This is a genomic window from Streptomyces sp. NPDC059906 (assembly GCF_042730645.1).
GTDB classification, from domain to species: domain Bacteria; phylum Actinomycetota; class Actinomycetes; order Streptomycetales; family Streptomycetaceae; genus Streptomyces; species Streptomyces rubrogriseus.
Map to the genome: position 1 here is coordinate 43,446 of NZ_JBHWKU010000012.1, position 19,137 is coordinate 62,582.

13 protein-coding genes are annotated in these 19,137 nt (G+C 71.6%); 6 read left to right on the top strand and 7 right to left on the bottom strand.

Features of this window, described 5'->3' with window-relative positions; translation table 11 throughout:
* Positions 1–93 precede the first annotated feature (93 nt).
* The 3 genes from ACFV9J_RS19720 to ACFV9J_RS19730 all read left to right on the top strand — a co-directional run bounded on the left by ACFV9J_RS19720 (position 94) and on the right by ACFV9J_RS19730 (position 4,579).
* Complete coding sequence (locus tag ACFV9J_RS19720; protein ID WP_385355931.1) at positions 94–1,608, top strand: MFS transporter; 1,515 nt, start codon at positions 94–96, stop codon at positions 1,606–1,608.
* Between the two features lie 227 nt (positions 1,609–1,835).
* Positions 1,836–3,662 (top strand): AMP-dependent synthetase/ligase, encoded by a 1,827-nt coding sequence (locus tag ACFV9J_RS19725; RefSeq protein WP_385355933.1) that lies wholly within the window; start codon positions 1,836–1,838, stop codon positions 3,660–3,662.
* An 83-nt stretch (positions 3,663–3,745) separates the two neighbouring features.
* Positions 3,746–4,579 carry an aldo/keto reductase gene (locus ACFV9J_RS19730; RefSeq protein WP_385355934.1) on the top strand — a complete coding sequence of 278 codons (834 nt, stop codon included), beginning with the start codon at positions 3,746–3,748 and terminating at the stop codon, positions 4,577–4,579.
* 59 nt (positions 4,580–4,638) lie between these two features.
* Here ACFV9J_RS19730 and ACFV9J_RS19735 read toward each other — a convergent pair whose 3' ends face one another.
* From ACFV9J_RS19735 to ACFV9J_RS19745, 3 genes are all read right to left on the bottom strand, one after another.
* Entirely contained in the window at positions 4,639–5,340 is a 702-nt protein-coding gene (locus ACFV9J_RS19735) for an SDR family oxidoreductase (RefSeq protein ID WP_385355936.1), read from the bottom strand.
* 96 nt (positions 5,341–5,436) lie between these two features.
* A complete protein-coding gene (locus tag ACFV9J_RS19740) occupies positions 5,437–6,375 on the bottom strand; it encodes a methyltransferase (protein WP_385355938.1) in 939 nt (312 codons plus the stop codon).
* A 159-nt stretch (positions 6,376–6,534) separates the two neighbouring features.
* Complete coding sequence (locus ACFV9J_RS19745; RefSeq protein ID WP_385355940.1) at positions 6,535–8,274, bottom strand: cellulose 1,4-beta-cellobiosidase; 1,740 nt, start codon at positions 8,272–8,274, stop codon at positions 6,535–6,537.
* A 519-nt stretch (positions 8,275–8,793) separates the two neighbouring features.
* Here ACFV9J_RS19745 and ACFV9J_RS19750 point away from each other — a divergent pair.
* Positions 8,794–11,715 carry a glycoside hydrolase family 48 protein gene (locus tag ACFV9J_RS19750; RefSeq protein WP_385355941.1) on the top strand — a complete coding sequence of 974 codons (2,922 nt, stop codon included), beginning with the start codon at positions 8,794–8,796 and terminating at the stop codon, positions 11,713–11,715.
* A 249-nt stretch (positions 11,716–11,964) separates the two neighbouring features.
* The gene (locus ACFV9J_RS19755; protein WP_385355943.1) at positions 11,965–14,631 is read left to right on the top strand and encodes a cellulose binding domain-containing protein; all 2,667 of its coding nucleotides are present in this window, start codon (positions 11,965–11,967) and stop codon (positions 14,629–14,631) included.
* 54 nt (positions 14,632–14,685) lie between these two features.
* On the opposite strand, the gene ACFV9J_RS19760 is transcribed toward ACFV9J_RS19755, so the two are convergent.
* From ACFV9J_RS19760 to ACFV9J_RS19770, 3 genes are all read right to left on the bottom strand, one after another.
* The gene (locus ACFV9J_RS19760) at positions 14,686–16,521 is read right to left on the bottom strand and encodes a rhamnogalacturonan lyase (RefSeq protein ID WP_385356123.1); all 1,836 of its coding nucleotides are present in this window, start codon (positions 16,519–16,521) and stop codon (positions 14,686–14,688) included.
* Positions 16,522–16,678: 157 nt separating this feature from the next.
* Positions 16,679–17,458 (bottom strand): class I SAM-dependent methyltransferase, encoded by a 780-nt coding sequence (locus ACFV9J_RS19765; protein ID WP_385355944.1) that lies wholly within the window; start codon positions 17,456–17,458, stop codon positions 16,679–16,681.
* Between the two features lie 4 nt (positions 17,459–17,462).
* Entirely contained in the window at positions 17,463–17,768 is a 306-nt protein-coding gene (locus ACFV9J_RS19770) for a 4a-hydroxytetrahydrobiopterin dehydratase (protein WP_385355945.1), read from the bottom strand.
* Positions 17,769–17,877: 109 nt separating this feature from the next.
* On the opposite strand from ACFV9J_RS19770, the gene ACFV9J_RS19775 reads away from it, so the two are divergent.
* Complete coding sequence (locus tag ACFV9J_RS19775) at positions 17,878–18,696, top strand: helix-turn-helix domain-containing protein (protein ID WP_385355946.1); 819 nt, start codon at positions 17,878–17,880, stop codon at positions 18,694–18,696.
* On the opposite strand, the gene ACFV9J_RS19780 is transcribed toward ACFV9J_RS19775, so the two are convergent.
* Positions 18,678–19,103: a hypothetical protein gene (locus ACFV9J_RS19780; RefSeq protein ID WP_385355947.1), complete on the bottom strand. Its 426-nt coding sequence runs from the start codon at positions 19,101–19,103 to the stop codon at positions 18,678–18,680. The two genes, ACFV9J_RS19775 and ACFV9J_RS19780, sit on opposite strands and share 19 nt — an antisense overlap.
* Positions 19,104–19,137: the final 34 nt, after the last annotated feature.

Here is a 19,137-nt window from a genome sequence, read left to right on the forward strand (position 1 = left end):
TCACATGCTGGCCGTAAACCGATGCGATCGGCCGAGCGCGAACCATCGTACGGAGGCACGCAAAGACGTACGACACGGGAGAGAAGACGGAACATGCGTACATGGGGACCGCTCACGGCGGTGTGCCTGGGGACGTTCATGCTGTTGCTGGACGTGACGATCGCGGTCGTCGCGCTGCCGGACATGGCCCGGGGGCTGCACGCCTCGCTGAGCGATCTGCAATGGGTGATGGACGGCTACGCGCTGGCGCTGGCCGCGCTGCTGCTGGGACTGGGGGCGGCGGCCGACGTCCTGGGACGGCGCCGGGTGCACGTGGCGGGCGTGGTGCTGTTCGCGGTGGCGTCGCTGCTGTGCGGGCTGGCCACCGGGCCGGGCATGCTGGTCGCCGCGCGCGGGCTGCAGGGGCTGGGCGCGGCGGCGATGTTCGCCACCACGCTGCCGCTGCTCGGCTCGGTCTACCAGGGGCGCCGGCGGTCGATGGCGCTCGGGGTCTGGGGCGCGGTCAGCGGGGCGGCGGCGGCCGTGGGTCCGGTGCTGGGCGGGCTGCTCACCGACGGTCCGGGCTGGCGCTGGATCTTCTGGGTGAACCTGCCGGTGAGCGTGGCGGCGGTCTGGCTGACGCTGCGCGTGGTGCCGGAGTCGCGCGGGGCGGCCGGGCGCCGCGTGGACTGGGCGGGCACGGCCGCGTTCGCGGCGTTCGCCGGGGCGGTGACGTACGGGGCGGTGCGGGCCGGGGCGCACGGGTGGACGGAGGGCGGCACCCTCGTCTCCTTCGTGCTCGCGGTGCTGGCACTGGGCGCGTTCGTCGCCGTGGAGCGCCGGGTCGCCGATCCGCTGCTCGACCCGCGGCTGTTCCTGCGGCCCGCGTTCTCGGGCGTGATGCTGGGCGGGCTGGCCTTCAACGCGGCGGCGTTCGGTGTGATGGCGTACACCTCCATATGGCTGCAGACGATGCTGGGGATGAGCCCGGTGCGCGGCGGTCTGGTGTTCGTGTGGCTGTCGCTGGCGTCGTTCGTGGTGGCCGCGGCGGGCGGGCGGCTGCTGCACGGGGTGCCGGCGCGGCTGACCATCGGGGGCGGGCTGCTGCTGATCGCGGCGGGGCAGTTCTGCATGGCGTTCCTGGACGCGGGCTCCAGCGCGTCCGCCCTGGTGCCGGGGCTGCTCCTGGTGGGTGTGGGAACGGGCCTGGTGTCGCCGGGCATCGCGGGCGCGGCGCTGGCCGCGGTCCCGGCGGAGCGGTCCGGCATGGCCGGGGGCGCGGTCAACACCTTCCGCCAGCTCGGGTACGCGCTCGGCATCGCCGTGTTCGGCACGGTGCTGACCTCGCGCATGGAGGACACGCTTCCGCACGACGCGGCGCACGGTCTGGCGGGCGGTGCGGCGGGCGCCCTGCGGGGTGTGTTCGGCGAGCACGCGCTGCGGGCCTCGTTCGCCTCCGGACTGAACGCGGCCGCGGTGGCCGCGGGCGCGGTCGCGGCCGTCGCCGGGGTGCTGGTGCTCGTCCTGGTCAGGGCCGAACGCGGGGACCGGAATGCCGGTGTGGCGGATTCCGCGCCGCCCGCACTGAAAGAGGAGGAAGCCGTTCCGGCACCCCCGTACCGGCGGTAAGCGGGTCGTACAGATTCGGTGGAGATTACGGCACCGAACCTTGCTCAACCGTCAGGAAACTGTCCGACCCTTCCCCATGTGAGCGCATTTCCTCTCGCTGACCAGCGCGAACATGAGCCCTGTTCGATTTTGGCGCCCCTCCCGTCCCCGCGCCGGGTGGGGTAGCTTTCACCGCGCTGTGCGGGGGCGTCATCGAAAAGCGGGGATCGAAAAGCGGGGAGCGGGGTTTGCGCGAGTTCACCAGTGCTCCGTTGACGTTGGCACCACCGGTGGGCGGTCTGGCCGACGTCGTCTTCGAGCATGCCCGGGAGGATCCGCGGCACATCGCGCTCGGCCGCAAGGACGAGGCCGGGCAGTGGCGGGACGTCACCGCCGGTGCCTTCCGCGACGAGGTGCTGGCCCTCGCCAAGGGGCTGCTGGCCCAGGGCATCCGCTTCGGCGACCGGGTCGCCATCATGTCCCGCACCCGCTACGAGTGGACCCTGTTCGACTTCGCCCTGTGGACGATCGGCGCCCAGGTGGTGCCGGTCTACCCGACCTCCTCGGCCGAGCAGTGCATGTGGATGCTCTACGACGCCGAGGTGACGGCCGCGGTCGTGGAGCACGAGGACCACGCCATGACGATCGCCACCGTCATCGACCGGCTGCCGCACCTGCGCGGCCTGTGGCAGCTGGACTCCGGAGTCGTGCAGGAGCTGTACGACGCGGGCGCGCACCTCGACGACGAGGTGGTCCACCGGCACCGCAAGGCGGTCACACCGGAGTCGGTCGCCACCGTCATCTACACCTCGGGCACCACCGGCCGCCCCAAGGGCTGCGTCCTGACCCACGGCAACTTCATGTACGAGGCGGACACCGTCATCGCGCGCTGGGAGCCGGTGTTCCACTCCAAGCGGGGCGACGAGGCGGCGACGCTGCTCTTCCTGCCGCTCGCGCACGTCTTCGGGCGGATGGTGGAGGTCGCGGCGATCCGCGGCCGGGTCCGCTTCGGCCACCAGCCGCAGCTCAACGCCGCGGCGCTGCTGCCCGACCTGGCCGCCTTCCGGCCGACCTTCATCCTGGCGGTGCCGTACATCTTCGAGAAGGTGTTCAACGCGGCGCGGCGCAAGGCGGAGAAGGAGGGGAAGGCCGGTCCCTTCGAGAAGGCCGTGGACGTGGCCGTGAAGTACGCGGAGGCGGTGGAGGCGAAGGCCTGGGGCACCGGACCGGGACCCTCGGCGGGGCTGCGGATGCAGCACCAGCTCTTCGACAAGCTCGTCTACGCCAAGGTGCGGGCCGCGATGGGCGGGCGCATCCGCAACGCCATGTCGGGCGGCTCGGCGATGGACCGGCGGCTGGGACTGTTCTTCGCGGGCGCGGGCGTGCAGATCTACGAGGGCTACGGCCTGACCGAGTCCACGGCCGCCGCCACCGCCAACCCGCCCGAGCGCACCCGCTACGGCACCGTCGGGCAGCCGATACCGGGCATGACCGTGCACATCGCGGACGACGGCGAGATCTGGCTCAACGGCGACAACGTCTTCGAGGGGTACCTGAACAACCCCAAGGCCACCGACGAGACCCTGCACGACGGCTGGCTGGCCACCGGCGACCTGGGCTCGCTGGACGAGGACGGCTACCTCACCATCACGGGCCGCAAGAAGGAGATCCTGGTGACCTCCGGTGGCAAGAGCGTCTCCCCGGGCCTGCTGGAGGAGCGGGTGCGCGACCATCCGCTGGTCAACCAGTGCATCGTCGTCGGCAACGACCGGCCCTACGTCGCCGCCCTCATCACGCTGGACCAGGAGGCGGTCGAGCACTGGCTGACGATGCGCAACAAGCCGCAGATGGCGCCGGCCGACCTGGTGCACGACGCCGACCTGGAGACGGAGGTGCGGCGCGCGGTCGTCGCGGCCAACACGCTGGTGTCCCAGGCCGAGTCGATCCGCACCTTTCGCATCCTCGCCCAGCCGTTCACCGAGGAGCACGGGCTGCTCACCCCCTCGCTGAAGCTGAAGCGCAAGGCCATCGAGAACGCCTACGGCACCGAGGTCGCGGCCCTTTACACAGCGTGAGTTCCACGGTCAGGAATGCGTCCGGGCTCGTGATCGTTGACGATATGAGTACCACCTGACCACAACCGAAGGATCAAGAGCTCGTGAGCAGCAAGGTCCCCCCGATCATCCTGAACAACGGCGTCGAGATGCCCCAGCTGGGCTTCGGCGTCTGGCAGGTGCCGGACGACGAGGCGCAGACCGCGGTCGCCCTGGCCCTGGAGGCCGGGTACCGCAGCATCGACACAGCGGCGATCTACGGCAATGAAGAGGGCACCGGCCGGGCGATCGCCGCCTCCGGTCTGGCCCGCGAGGACCTCTTCGTCACCACCAAGCTCTGGAACAGCGACCAGGGGTACGACTCCACCCTCCGCGCCTTCGACACCTCGATGGCGAAGCTCGGCCTGGAGTACCTCGACCTCTACCTGATCCACTGGCCCATGCCGGCCAGGGAGAAGTACGTCGACAGCTACAAGGCGTTCGAGAAGCTCTTGGCCGACGGCCGGGTCCGCGCCATCGGCGTGTCCAACTTCCTGCCGGAGCACCTGGAGCGGCTGACCGCCGAGACGTCGGTGATCCCGGCCGTCAACCAGATCGAGCTGCACCCGCACCTGCAGCAGCACGCCGCCCGCGAGGTGCACGCGGAGCAGGGCATCGCCACCGAGGCCTGGTCCCCGCTCGGCTCCGGCAAGGGCATCCTGGACATCCCGGCGATCGTCGCGATCGCCCAGAAGCACGGGCGCACCCCGGCCCAGGTCGTGCTGCGCTGGCACCTCCAGCTGGGCAACGTGGTGATTCCGAAGTCCGTGACGCCGTCCCGGATCAAGGAGAACCTCGACGTGTTCGGCTTCAGCCTGGACACCGAGGACCTCGCGGCGATCAGCGCGCTCAACGAGGACCGCCGGCTGGGCTCGGACCCGGCGGACGTCAACTCCTGAGTGGCACACACGGGGAGAGGGGCCCGGGCCGCGTGCGCGGCCGGGCCCCTCTCGCCGTGTCAGTTGGGCTGCCCCAGCGGCCGTACGACCACGGTGTTGACGTCGACCCCGGCGGGCTGGGTCATGGCCCAGACGACCGAGTCGGCGATCTGGCCGGCGGTGAGCAGCTCGCCGGGCGGCAGGCCGTCGGCGCCGTCCCAGAACGGCGTCTCCACCCGGCCGGGCGCGATCAGGGTCACGCCCACGCCCCACTGCGTCACCTCGCGCCGGGTGTTCTCGGCGAGACCGGTCACGGCCCACTTGGTGGCGCCGTAGATGTTGCCCGGCGTGTTCACGAAACCGGCGACGCTGCCCACCAGCACGATCCGTCCGCGGCTCTCCTTGAGCGCGTCGATGGAGGCCCTGATCAGCAGGGCCGGGCCCAGGACGTTGGTCAGCACCATCTCGGTCCAGCCCGCGGGGTCGCCCTCGGCGACCGAGTCGTGGGTGGCGAAACCGGCGTTGGCGACGACCGTGTCGAGACGGCCGAACTCCTTGAGCGTGGTCTCGACCGCGGCGGCCACCTGTGCATGCTCGGCGGCACTGCCCCGAATCGTCAGCAGGCCCTCGGGGTCACCGAGTTCCGCGCTGAACGCCCGCAGCCTCGCCTCCCCGCGCCCGGTGACGGCCACCCGCTGCCCCGCGTCCAGCAGCCGCCGGGCGACGGCGGCTCCGATGCCGCTGCCGCCGCCGGTGATGAGCGTGACCGGTGTGTCGGTCATGAGTCCCCCTGTGTCTGTTCCTGCTTCTCTCACGGACAGCGGGGAGTCCATCACTTGGAGCGCTCTCGAAGTCAAGCGCGAGCCCCGGCGGCGGCCTCAGACCGGCCGTACCGCCGTGTAGACGGTGTGCGCCACCAGTACGAACAGGTCCTGGCGGCGGTGCACGCCCGCCTCGTCGGCGGGGTCGAGCAGCCGGTCCAGGGTGGCGCGGTCCCCGGCGTCCAGGCGCTCGCCGATCCGCTCGCGCAGCCGGGACAGTGACGTGGTGACGTAGTCGCGAGCCTCGTCGGAGAGGGGCGCGGGCAGGTCGAGCAGGAAGCTGCGGGTGCCGGTGTGCTTCAGTCCGGCGGCCGTCAGCATCGCGGGCCAGTCCTCGGCCTCGTCCACGGAGTCCGGCAGGTCCGCGCGCATCTCGGCGAACGCGTCCTCCTCCACTGCGCGGATCCTGGCCTGGAGCCCGGGGCGTCCGGTCCCGATGTCGCGGGGCAGGAACCGGGCGGGCAGTCCGCCCTCCAGGATCGCCAGGGTGCCGCCGGGCGCGAGGTGCCCGCCGAGCGCGGCGAGGGCGGCACGCTGGTCGGGGAGGTGGTGCAGGCTCTGGCTGGCCCACATCAGGTCGGCGGGGTAGTCCAGCTCGGCCAGTGCGCCGGGCAGGTCCCCGGCGAGGGTGCCGAAGCGGTCGCCGAACCCGAGCCGCTCGGCGCGGGCGCGGGCCCGGTCCAGGAGCGGTCCGGCGCCGTCCGCGGCGACCACGCGGGCGCCGGGGAAGGTGTCGGCGAACAGGGACGAGACGACGCCGGGTCCGCTGCCGACGTCGACGATCAGACCGGGCTCCGTGACCTCGCCGGCCAGCCAGGACAGGGCCTGCCGGTACAGCGGCGTGTACAGCTCGGCCTGCGCCTCCAGGTGCGGGGCCATCTCGGACCAGTCGATGTCGGCGTGGTCGTGCGCGTGCCCGTGTCCGTGTCCGTGTCCCTGTCCGTGTCCCTGCTGGTGGGCGGGGTCGTGTGTGTCGTGGTGGTGGTCGTGCGCCATGCCGGTAGCCTCCCGTTCGCGGTGCCGCCAGCGTGCGACGACTCACCGGCCGGGGGCAACCGGTGTTGCCGCTCCCGCAAAAAAGTGGCGGCCGCCGGGGCCCGGCCCGCAAGGACCGGACCCCGGCGGTTCACCCGCGTCGCGCGCGCGGGAACCCGCTCACGACAGGGGCGGGTAGGCGTTCTTCATCAGCTCCTGGAACTGCGCGGAGAACCAGGCCCCCGAGATCGGGGCGTCGGGCAGGGCGCCCGACATGTTGTTGCCGTTGCGCTCGTTGCCCGTGTAGGTGGGGTCGCACATCCGGTCGAAGCCCTTGCCGTCCGGGTTGTCGATCAGCTTGCTGGAGCCGTCGGACTCGCCCGGGGGCTTCATCCACACGTACGCGTCGATCCCGGCGGCGGGGCTGGCCTGCGGGCGCTCGCCGAGGCCCGCTCCGGACTGGTTGCACCAGTTGCCGAGGTGGATGCGGCGGTCGTAGCGCCCGCCGTTCACGTAGGTGTTCACGTCGGTCGTCGCGCCCGGTCCGGTGGGCCGGTCGGCGCCGCCCCAGCCGTTGCGGGAGGTGTCGATCAGCATGCCGAGGTTCTGGTCGAAGCCGAGCGAGACCAGCTTGTCGCGCATGGCCTGGGCGTAGGACAGCTCGTCGGTGTACTGGTTCCAGTCGACCCAGTCGGACTGGCGCACGGAGGTCCCGTTCACCGAGTCCGTGATCTTGAAGTTCTCCTCCTTCAGGGCGCTGTAGTTGGCGGTGTTGACGATGAAGCCGTGCACGTCGTCGAGGGTCGCGCCCTCGGTGGTGGCGGCGGTCTTGAACATCTCGGCGGAGGGGCCGAAGTTGCTGTCCCAGCCGAGCCAGCCGTGGTGGCCGGCGTCGACGTAGTTGTAGACGTTGCCGGCGTCGCCGAGCTTGTTCAGGGCGTAGCCGACGCCCTTCTGGTAGTTGCCGTTGGCCTTCATGATGTCGCAGTTCTCCGTGACGGTCGGCCGCCCGGAGACATTGGTGATCAGGTTGGGCAGCGAGTCGATCTCGACCGTCGTGACGATCCGGAGGTCTGCGTACTTCGAGTCGGCGAGGATCTCGGCGATCGGGTCGATGTACTCGGTCTTGTACCGGTCGATCTCGGTCGGGCCCAGCTCGCCGTTGGAGGCGAGGGCGGCACAGTCGCGCCCCGGCAGGTTGTAGATGACCAGCTGGACGACCATCTCGCCGGAGCCCTTCTGCTCCAGCGCCGCGTCCAGGTGGTCGCGCAGCCCCATGCCGCCGTTCGCGCCCTCGATGGCGGCGATCCGGTCGAGCCACACCCCGGTCGGCTCGTCGGCGATGCGGTCACCGCCGGGTTCGGCGGCGGCGTTGGCGGACCACTCGGGGTTCACGTAGACCTGGGCGCCGTCGTAGGGGTTGTCCACCCGGTCGCCCGGGCCGGTGGGGTCGGTCGGCGGGTCGGTCGGATCGGTGGGCGGGTCCGTGGGGTCGGTTCCGCCGTCGACGTTGCAGGTCACGCCGTTGAGGGTGAAGGTGGCCGGGATCGCGTTGCTGCCGCTGTAGGTGCCCTGGAAGCCGAAGCTCGCCGAACCGCCCGTGGACAGGGTGCCGTTGTAGGACTCGTTGGCCGCGGTGACGGCGGCACCGCTCTGAGTGACCTTCGCGTTCCAGCTGTTGGTGACCTTCTGGCTGCCTGCGTAGGTCCATCCCAGCGACCAGTTGGACGTGGCGGCACCGTTGTTGGTGACGGTCACGGCAGCGGTGAATCCGCTTCCCCAGTCGTTCTGCACCTGGTAGTCGACGGTGCAGGCGGCGGCCGCGGCCCCGGCGCTCGCCGAGTGGGCGGCCAGTGCCGTGCCCGAGGCGCCGGCGACCAGGGTGAGGGCGGCGAGCATCGCGGTTCTGGTACGGGTCATGAGTGCGGGTTCCTTCTTTCGTGGGGGTGCTGCTGTCGTCCCGGGCCGCGCCCGTGCCGGTGCGGCCCGCTGCCGATCGGCATGGGGGTGCCGTCGTGATCGGAGGTCAGGAACGGCCCGCGGGCACGGTGGAACGGCCCGAGGGGTGAGCGATCCGGCACACGGGCCGGCGAGGCGTCGGACACGTAGCGGCCACGGCTGCGGCAACGGCTAAAAGTCCTGAACGCGGGGGGTGGAACGGGGGGTGGCGCATGAGCGACTCCTTGCAGTTCGGGCGCGCCGTGACGGACGCGTCGACTGGTGGAACCGCTCCCACTGGTGCAGCGAAGGTAGCGCCAAGTGACGGCAAAGAACAGAGGAGTTACCGACTTTCTCCCCGTCGAACCTGTCGAATCTTTTCGACTGTTCACACATCTTGACCGCACCAGGCACCCTCCTCACTATGGGAGCGCTCCCACTGGTTCAAGGCTTGTTGCTCCTCCCCCACCCCTCCCCGAGCCGCAAGGAGGAACCAGCACCATGCACTCAGGACACAGACTCAGACGCCGCACCGCGCGGCGCTGGTGGACCGCCGCGCTGGCGGCCCTCGCACTCCCCCTCACGATGCTGGGCACAGGTTCAACTCCGGCCCAGGCGGCCGCACTTCAGTGCAGCGTGGACTACAAGACCAACGACTGGGGCGCCGGCTTCACCGCGGAGCTGACGCTGACCAACCACGGCACCGACGCCATCGACGGCTGGACGCTGACCTACTCCTACGCGGGCAACCAGAAGCTCACGAACGGCTGGAACGGCACCTGGTCCCAGTCCGGCCGGAACGTCACCGTGAAGAGCGCCTCGTACAACGCGCGGATCGCCGCCGGGGCCGCCGTCTCCACCGGCGGGCAGTTCACGTACAGCGGCAGCAACGCCGCGCCCACCGACTTCGCGGTCAACGGCACCTCCTGCACCGGCGCGCACCAGCCGCCGATCACCGTGCTGACCAGCCCGGAGGCGGGCGCCGTGTACTCGCGGGGCGAGGCGGTGCCACTGGCGGCCACGGCGGCCGCCGCCGACGGCGCCACGATCAGCAAGGTGGAGTTCTACGACGACGCCACCCTGCTGGGCACCGACACCAGCTCGCCCTACACGCACTCCGCCTCCGGCTTGACCGTGGGCAGTCATTCTCTGGTGGCGAAGGCCTACGACAGCATGGGTGCCTCCGCGGACTCGACCCCGGTCGGCGTCACGGTGGCCGCCGGGCCGACCGTGGTCGCGTCGCCGGGCCAACTCGGCGTCCAACAGGGCGAGTCGGGGACGTACGAGGTCAAGCTCTCGGAGCAGCCGACGGCGAACGTGACCGTCGCGACCTCCCGCGCGAGCGGCAACACGGGCCTGACGCTGACCGGCGGCGCGAGCCTCACCTTCACCCCGTCCAACTGGGACACCGCCCAGCGGGTGACCGTCTCGGCGGACGCCTCCGGCAGCGGCTCGGCGGTCTTCGAGTCGACGGCCCCGGGCCACGGCAAGGCCGCGGTCACCGTGACCCAGCTGGCGGCGGCGAAGGACTACGACGCCCGCTTCCTGGAGCTGTACGGCAAGATCACCGACCCGGCGAACGGCTACTTCTCGCCCGAGGGCATCCCCTACCACTCGGTGGAGACCCTCATCGTCGAGGCGCCCGACCACGGCCACGAGACCACGTCGGAGGCGTACAGCTACCTGCTGTGGCTCCAGGCCATGTACGGCAAGGTGACCGGCGACTGGACCCGGTTCAACAACGCCTGGGAGATCATGGAGACGTACATGATCCCCACCCACGCCGACCAGCCGACCAACTCCTCCTACAACGCCGCCAAGCCGGCCACCTACGCGCCCGAGCTGGACACGCCGAACGAGTACCCGGCGCCGCTGGACGGCACCGTGTCGGTGGGCTCCGACCCGATCGCCGGTGAGCTGAAGTCGGCGTACGGCACGGACGACGTCTACGGCATGCACTGGCTCCAGGACGTCGACAACACCTACGGCTACGGCAACTCGCCCGGCAACTGCGAGGCCGGCCCCTCGGACACCGGGCCCTCCTACATCAACACCTTCCAGCGCGGCGCGCAGGAGTCGGTGTGGGAGACGGTGCCGCAGCCGACCTGCGACGCCTTCAAGTACGGCGGCAAGAACGGCTACCTGGACCTGTTCACCGGTGACGCCTCCTACGCCAAGCAGTGGAAGTTCACCAACGCCCCGGACGCCGACGCGCGCGCCGTGCAGGCCGCGTACTGGGCGGACATCTGGGCCGGGGAGCAGGGCAAGGGCGACGAGATCTCCGCGACTCTGGACAAGGCCGCGAAGATGGGCGACTACCTGCGCTACGCCATGTTCGACAAGTACTTCAAGAAGGTCGGCGACTGCGTCGGGCCGACGGCCTGCCCGGCCGGTACCGGCAAGGACTCCTCGCACTACCTGCTGTCCTGGTACTACGCCTGGGGCGGCGCGGTGGACACCTCGGCGGGCTGGGCCTGGCGCATCGGCTCCAGCCACACCCACGGCGGCTACCAGAACCCGCTGGCCGCGTACGCGCTGAGCACGGACGCCGACCTGAAGCCGAAGTCGGCGACGGGCCAGTCCGACTGGGCCAAGTCCCTGGACCGGCAGGTGGAGTTCTACCGCTGGCTGCAGTCCGACGAGGGTGCCATCGCGGGCGGCGCCACCAACAGCTGGGCGGGCCGCTACGCGACGCCGCCGGCCGGTACGCCGACCTTCTACGGCATGTACTACGACGAGAAGCCGGTGTACCACGACCCGCCGTCCAACCAGTGGTTCGGCTTCCAGGCGTGGTCCATGGAGCGGGTCGCCGAGTACTACCAGCAGAGCGGTGACGCCGACGCCAAGGCGGTCCTGGACAAGTGGGTCGACTGGGCGCTGTCGGAGACGACCGTCAACCCGGACGGCACCTTCCTGATCCCCTCAACGCTCCAGTGGTCCGGTCAGCCCGACACCTGGAACGCCTCGTCCCCGGGTGACAACGGCGGCCTGCACGTCGAGGTGGCGGACTACACCAACGACGTCGGTGTGGCGGCGGCGTACGCCAAGACCCTGACGTACTACGCCGACCGCTCGGGCGACACCGAGGCGGCCTCGACCGCCAAGGCGCTGCTGGATGGCATGTGGGAGAACAACCAGGACGCGCTCGGCATCGCCGTCCCGGAGACCCGCGCCGACTACAACCGGTTCGACGACGGGATCTACGTCCCGAGCGGCTGGAGCGGCACCATGCCGAACGGCGACACGGTCGACGCGTCGTCGACCTTCGCCTCGATCCGCTCCTTCTACCAGGACGACCCGGCGTGGTCGAAGATCGAGAGCTATCTCCAGGGCGGCTCCGCGCCCACGTTCACGTACCACCGGTTCTGGGCCCAGGCGGACATAGCCCTCGCCATGGGTTCGTACGCGGAGCTACTGGAATAGCCCCCGCGGAGCGCTCCGCGGGTTGAGCGGTTTTTGGCTGCGGGCTGAGTGTGGCTGGTCGCGCAGTTCCCCGCGCCCCTTGCAGGGGCGCTGTGGGCACCGTCTCTTTCCCGGTAGCGCTTGACGGCTCCGCGTAATCGGTCTCGTCACCGGACGACGGGACCAACCGACCGGGCGGCCCCTGCCCACGCCTGAGGCCGCCCGGTCCTCGCATGTGTTCTGTTCCTGACGGAAGGACGGTTCCCCACCGTGCGAAGAACCCGGATCCTCACCGTGCTGCTGGCCCTCGCGGCCGGCCTGCTCGCCGGCAGTCCGCCCACGGCGACGGCCGCCGAGCCGGTACCGCGGGCGGCCGGCGCCGCCGACGGCTACACCTGGAAGAACGCCCGCATCGACGGCGGCGGCTTCGTCCCCGGCATCGTCTTCAACCGGACCGAGAAGGACCTGGCCTACGCCCGCACCGACATCGGCGGCGCCTACCGCTGGCAGGAGTCGTCCCACACCTGGACGCCGCTCCTGGACCACGTCGGCTGGGACGACTGGGGCCACACGAGCGTGGTCAGCGTCGCCTCCGACGCCGTCGACCCCGACCGGGTCTACGCGGCGGTCGGCACGTACACCAACGACTGGGACCCGACGAACGGCGCGGTGCTGCGCTCCGGCGACCGGGGCGCGACCTGGGAGAAGACGGACCTGCCGTTCAAGCTGGGCGGCAACATGCCCGGCCGCGGCATGGGCGAGCGCCTGGCCGTGGATCCGCACGACAACGACGTGCTGTACCTGGGCGCCCCCAGCGGCCACGGACTGTGGCGGTCCACCGACGCGGGCGTCACCTGGTCCGAGGTGACGGCCTTCCCGAACCCGGGCAACTACGCCCAGGACCCGGGCGACACGTCCGGCTACGCCTCCGACAACCAGGGCATCACCTGGGTCACCTTCGACGAGTCGACGGGCGGTGCGGGTACAGCCACGCGGACCGTCTACGTCGGGGTCGCCGACAAGGAGAACGCGGTCTACCGCTCCACCGACGCGGGCGCGACCTGGGAGCGGCTCGCCGGCCAGCCCACGGGTTACCTGGCCCACAAGGGCGTGCTGGACGCGGAGAACGGCTACCTGTACCTCGCCTACAGCGACACGGGCGGCCCGTACGACGGCGGCAAGGGCCGGCTGTACCGGTACGCGACGACGACCGGGACCTGGACGGACATCAGCCCGGCCGCGGAGGCGGACACGTACTACGGCTTCAGCGGCTTGACCGTCGACCGGCAGCACCCGGGGACGGTGATGGCGACCGCGTACAGCTCGTGGTGGCCGGACACGCAGATCTTCCGCTCGACGGACAGCGGCGCGACGTGGTCCCAGGCATGGAGCTACACCTCGTACCCGGACCGCGAGAACCGCTACACGATGGACGTCTCCTCGTCTCCGTGGCTCACCTGGGGCGCGAACCCGACGCCGCCCGAGCAGACCCCGAAGCTGGGCTGGATGACGGAGGCGCTGGAGATCGACCCGTTCGACTCGGACCGGATGATGTACGGCACGGGCGCCACGATCTACGGCACCGAGAACCTGACGAACTGGGACGACGAGAGCGGCACGTTCGCCGTGGAGCCCATGGTGCGCGGCCTGGAGGAGACGGCCGTCAACGACCTGGCCGCTCCCCCGTCCGGCGCCCCGCTGCTCAGCGCGCTGGGTGACGTCGGCGGCTTCCGGCACACCAGCCTGACCGAGGTCCCGTCGATGATGTACACCTCGCCGAACTTCACCTCCACGACGAGCCTGGACTTCGCGGAGACGAAGCCGGACGTCGTGGTCCGGGCGGGCAATCTCGACTCCGGTCCGCACATCGCGTTCTCCACGGACAACGGCGCCAACTGGTTCGGCGGCACCGACCCGTCCGGGGTGAGCGGCGGCGGCACGGTCGCGGCGGGCGCGGACGGCAGCCGCTTCGTGTGGAGCCCGGAGGGCACGGATGTGCAGTACACGACGGGCTTCGGCACGTCCTGGCAGGCGTCGACGGGCATCCCGGCGGGCGCGGTCGTCGAGTCGGACCGGGTGAACCCCACGACCTTCTACGGCTTCAAGTCCGGGACGTTCTACGTCAGTACGGACGGCGGCGCGACCTTCACCGCCTCGGCGGCGACCGGGCTGCCCGCCGGTGACAGCGTCCGCTTCAAGGCGCTGCCGGGCGGGGAGGGCGACGTCTGGCTGGCCGGCGGGGCGACGGACGGTCCGTACGGCCTTTGGCACTCGACGGACGGCGGCGCGAGCTTCGCCAAGCTGCCGGGCGTCGACGCGGCGGACACCGTCGGCTTCGGCAAGGCGGCCCCGGGCGCGTCGTACCAGACCCTCTTCACCAGCGCGAAGATCGGCGGGGTGCGCGGCATCTTCCGCTCCACCGACGAGGGCGCGACCTGGATCCGCGTCAACGACGACACCCACCAGTGGGGCTGGACCGGCGCCGCCATCACCGGCGACCCGCGGGTGTACGGCCGGGTGTACGTGGCGACCAACGGCCGCGGCGTGATCTACGGCGACACCTCGGACACGGGCGGGGGCACCGATCCGGGTCCCGGCCCCGATCCCACCCCCACCGGCGCCTGCGAGGTGACGTACACGGTCACGAACCAGTGGTCGGGCGGCTTCCGGGCGGACGTCCGCCTCACCAACACCGGCACCTCGCCCTGGAACGGCTGGTCCCTCGACTGGTCGTTCCCCGGCGACCAGAAGGTCACGCAGATGTGGAACGCCGAGCACACCCAGTCGGGTACGACGGTGACGGCGAAGAACGTCGGCTGGAACACCGGTGTGGCGCCGGGCTCCTCGGTGAGCTTCGGCTTCACGGGCAACTGGTCGGGGGCCAACACGGATCCGGATTCGTTCACGCTGGGCGAGCGGAGCTGCGAGGTCGGCTGAGCCAGGGGTGGGGCGTGCACGCCGGGAAGGCCGGGGTGCACGCCCCATCGTTGTTCAGGGGGTGTAGACCGACGGCCGCGGCGCCGTCGCCATGCCACTGCCAAGGAAGAAGCTCGGGTGCGGGGGCTGGTTGTAGGCGGTGTTCTGCCAGGACAGGGCGGTGCGGTACTGGGTGTCGTGGAGGAGGGTCGTGATGCGGGTGTCCGTGTCGTAGGGGGTGGAGTAGATGCGCAGGGCCGTGTTGTTCGACGTGCGCCAGACGACCTCCTCGCGCCAGTCGCCGAGGATGTCGCCGGCCAGGACCGGGGTGGCCTTGGTGCCGTTGTTGGAGGCGACGCCGGAGCCGGTGAGCAGGCGGGTGTCGCCCGAGGTGCCGTACTTGTCGACGTGGGTGCCGTCGAGGAGTTCGCGGCCGGTGTCGCCGTCCCACCAGGACAGGAAGTTGGCGCTGGAGGGCTTGCGGCTGCTGACGACGGTGCCCTTGGGGTTGCGGATGCCGCTCTCGGCGGACGACCAGGACTCGGCGCCCGCGCTGCCCGGCCAGATGTCCCCGGCGACGCCGCGGCCGTTGTCGCCGCTCGCGCCGGTGGACCAGAGGATCTGACCCGTGCGCGCGTCCGCCATGTACGACGAGGGCTTCGAGCCGTCCTCGTCGACCTTGAACTCCTCCAGGCCCGCGCGGGACGGGTCGAGGTCGCCGACGTGCATGGCGTCGCCGTGGCCGTTGCGGGTGGTCCACAGGGCGTAGCCGTTGTCGTCGACGGCCATCGCGCCGTAGACGATCTCGTCCCGGCCGTCGCCGTCGACGTCCGCGACGGAGAGCTGGTGGTTGCCCTGGCCGTCGTAGCCCTTGCCGCTGTTGGTGGAGGAGTTGGTGTCGAAGGTCCAGCGGCGGGTGAACTGCCCGTTCCGCCAGTCCCAGGCCGCGATCACCGTGCGCGTGTAGTACCCGCGCGCCATGATCACGGAGGGGCGGGCGCCGTCCAGGTACGCCGTGCCCGCCAGGAACCGGTCGACGCGGTTGCCGTAGGAGTCGCCCCAGGAGGAGACCGAGCCCCGGGCGGGGACGTAGTCGACGGTGCCCATGGCCTTGCCGGTCAGGCCGTTGAACATGGTGAGGTATTCGGGGCCCGACAGGACGTAGCCGCTGGAGTTGCGGTAGTCGGCCGAGGAGCTGCCGATGACCGTGCCGGTGCCGTCCTTCGTACCGTCGGCGGTCTTCATGGCGACCTCGGCCCGGCCGTCGCCGTCGTAGTCGTACACCTGGAACTGGGTGTAGTGGGCGCCGGAGCGGATGTTGCGGCCCAGGTCGACGCGCCACAGGCGGGTGCCGTCGAGCTTGATGCCGTCGACGATCGTGTTGCCGGTGTAGCCGGACTGGGAGTTGTCCTTGGCGTTGGTGGGCTGCCACTTGAGGACGAGGTCGAGCGCGCCGTCGCCGTCGAGGTCGCCGACGGAGGCGTCGTTGGCCTCGTAGGTGTAGGAGACGCCGTCGGGGGTGGTGCCGCCGGCCGGCGGGCTGATCGGCACGTCCTTGTAGCCGGCGCGGAACTGGATCGCGTGGACGGAGTCGCCCTGCTCCGTGCCGTTCACGACCGCGCGGACGGTGTAGTCGGCGTGGGAGGGCGCGCCGGAGTGGAAGTAGGTGGTGGAGCCGGTGACGGGGCTGGAGTTGACCTTCGTACCGGCCCGGTAGACGTTGAACGCGACGTTGTCCGGGTCGGTGCCCAGCCAGCGCCAGCCGACCAGGTTCCCGTCGCCGGTGTGGACGCTGACGACGCCCCGGTCCAGGGCCTCGACCTGGCGTGCCGTGGCGGCCTCGGCGGTGTCGGGGGCCAGCGTCGTCAGGCCCGCGCCGAGGAGCCCGGCGGCGGCGAGGGCCGCGGCCAGGGCGAGTGGGCGTCTGCGGTGCGGGTGGGGAGCGTGGGGGTGGGTGTGGGGGTGGGTGTGGGGGTGGGTGTGGGGGTGGGTGTGGGGGTGGGTGTGGGGGTGGGTGTGGGGGTGCCTCACGGGGCGAACCTCCTGGAGGGCGGATGGATTCCGCCTCTCAGTCGCCGCCCGGGGCGGCCGGGTTGCCGCCCTTCGCCGAGGACTTCTGGAACGCCGCGAGGGTGAAGACCGGGTCGGGCCGGGGCCGGTCCTGGTCCGGCAGGCCCGCGAGGCGCGCGGCGAACTCCTCCGCGAGCGGCTCGCCCGGCGGCAGCGTGACGAACCAGCCGCGCCGCAGGTCGGCGACGGTCCGGCGGGGGCTGCGACCCTGGCCGTGTCCGGTGAAGCGGGCCCCGCCGACGGGAACCAGGCCGTGCTCGCGGGCGTACGCCTCGACCAGGTGGGCGGCGTCGTGCGCGACGCCGGGCGGCCGGGCGGCGAGCACGGCGTCGATGTCGCTGCCCACGTTGTGCGAGGCGCCCTTGTCGACGGTGGTCACATAGGTCCCGCCGGGCCGCAGCACGCGGGCGCACTCGGCGACGATCGCCCGCACGCTCTCGGCGCCGCCGGCGAGGTGCAGCAGCCACACGCTGGTGACGGCGTCGAACTCCCCGTCGGCGAAGGGCAGTCGACGGCTGTCGGCGAGGACGACGGCGCCGGGCAGCCGGGCGGCGGCGCGGTGGGCCATGGCGGGGGCGAGGTCGGCGCCGGTCACCCGCAGGCCGTCGCGGCCGGCCGCGATCCGCCGGGTGACGATGCCGGTGCCGCAGGCCACGTCGAGCAGACGGCGGGCCTGCCGCGGCACCAGGCTCAGCACGCCCTCCGCGGCCGCCGCGGCCCGGGGCTCGCCGCCGCGGGAGTCGTCGTAGCGTTCCGCTTCCTTGTCGTAGTCGAGCACACCGTCAGTGTGCCCCGTGACCGGCGGCCAGATCCTCCACCCTGCGGGCCAGCTCGAAGTCCTTCTCGGTGACGGCGCCGCCCGCGCTGTGGGTGTGCACGGCGAGGGCGACCGTGTGGTAGCCGAGGGTGAGGTCGGAGTGGTGGTCCAGCTCCTCCTGCACCTGGGCGACGTGGACGACCATCGCGGTCGCCGCGAAGTGCGAGCCGAGCCGGTAGGAGCGGGTGAGGCGGCCGGCATCGAGGGACCAGCCGGGCAGGGCGGCCAGCCGCTCCTCGACCTCCTGCGGCGACAGCGGTTCGACGGGCATGGGCTGCGCTCCTCTCCCGGGCGGGTTCGCCTCTCCTGGGCGGGTTCGCCCCAGCCTGCCACAGCGCGGCCGCTCCGGCGCGCCCCGGCGTCGACTACCGTTCCGGGGTATGACCGCACTCGTGTCCGGCACCTCCCCCGCCACCGACCGGGGCGTGGGCCCGATGCTGCGTGCCTGGCGGGAGCGGCGGCGGGTCAGCCAGCTGGAGCTGGCGCTGCGCGCCGACTCCTCCGCCCGGCACATCAGTTTCGTCGAGACGGGCCGTTCCCGGCCGAGCGAGGAGATGGTGCTGCGCCTCGCCGAGCACCTCGACGTCCCGGTGCGCGAGCGCAACGCGCTGCTGCTCGCGGCCGGTTACGCCCCGCACTACACGGAAACCCCGCTGGACGACCCCGCGCTGGGCGTCCTGCGCGCCGGCATGGAGCGGCTGATCCGGGGCTACGAGCCGTATCCGGCGCTGGTCGTCGACGCGACGTACCAGGTGCTGGCGGCCAACCGGGGGATCGCGATGCTGATGGACGGCGTCGCCGAGCACCTGCTCGCGCCGCCGCTGAACGCGATCCGGCTGACGCTGCACCCGGACGGCCTGGCGCCGCGCATCCGCAACCTGCGCGAGTGGCGCGGACACCTGCTGGAGCAGATGGAGCGGCAGATCGCCCTGCACCGCTCGCGGCCGCTGCGGGAGCTGTACGACGAGGTGGCCGCCTATCCGGTGCCGGACAGCGCGCCGGGCGCCGAGCCGGAGGAACCGGTGCCGTACTTCGCGCTGCCGATGCAGATCGAGCACGAGGGACACGTCCTGTCGTTCATCTCGTCCATCTCCACCTTCAACACCCCGATGGACGTGACGGTCGCCGAGCTGGCCATCGAGACGCTGCTCCCGGCCGACCCGGCGACGGTCAAGTACCTTCAGACGCTGCTGCCCTGATCCTGCCTCAGGGCTCCGTACTGGAGCAGCGCGAACGCGGCGACGACGAGGGCCTGGAGCACCGTCCACACCGCCCCGGGCGTGGTGGGGGTGAGCCACAGGGCGAGCGCGACGAAGCTGACGGCCGTCCAGGCCAGGTTGGCCTCGACGACGGCCCGGACGCCGAGCGCCCGGGGTCGCGGGCGGGCGGCCAGCAGGCCCACGCACCCGGCGTACACCGCGAGGAGGGCGCCGAGGGCGAGGAGCAGCCCGGAACCGGCGCCGAGGTAGCGGCCGAGCGGGCCGGACAGTGCGAGGTAGGCGAGCGCGTTGGCGCCGGTCACCGCCGCGTCGAGGGCCAGGAAGCGGCGGAGCATCAGCCGCGGTTCGGCCGTACGGGCGAGTGCGGCAAGCTGGTGCGTGGACATGACGAGTCACCCTCCGTCGGGTCGGAGATGCTGG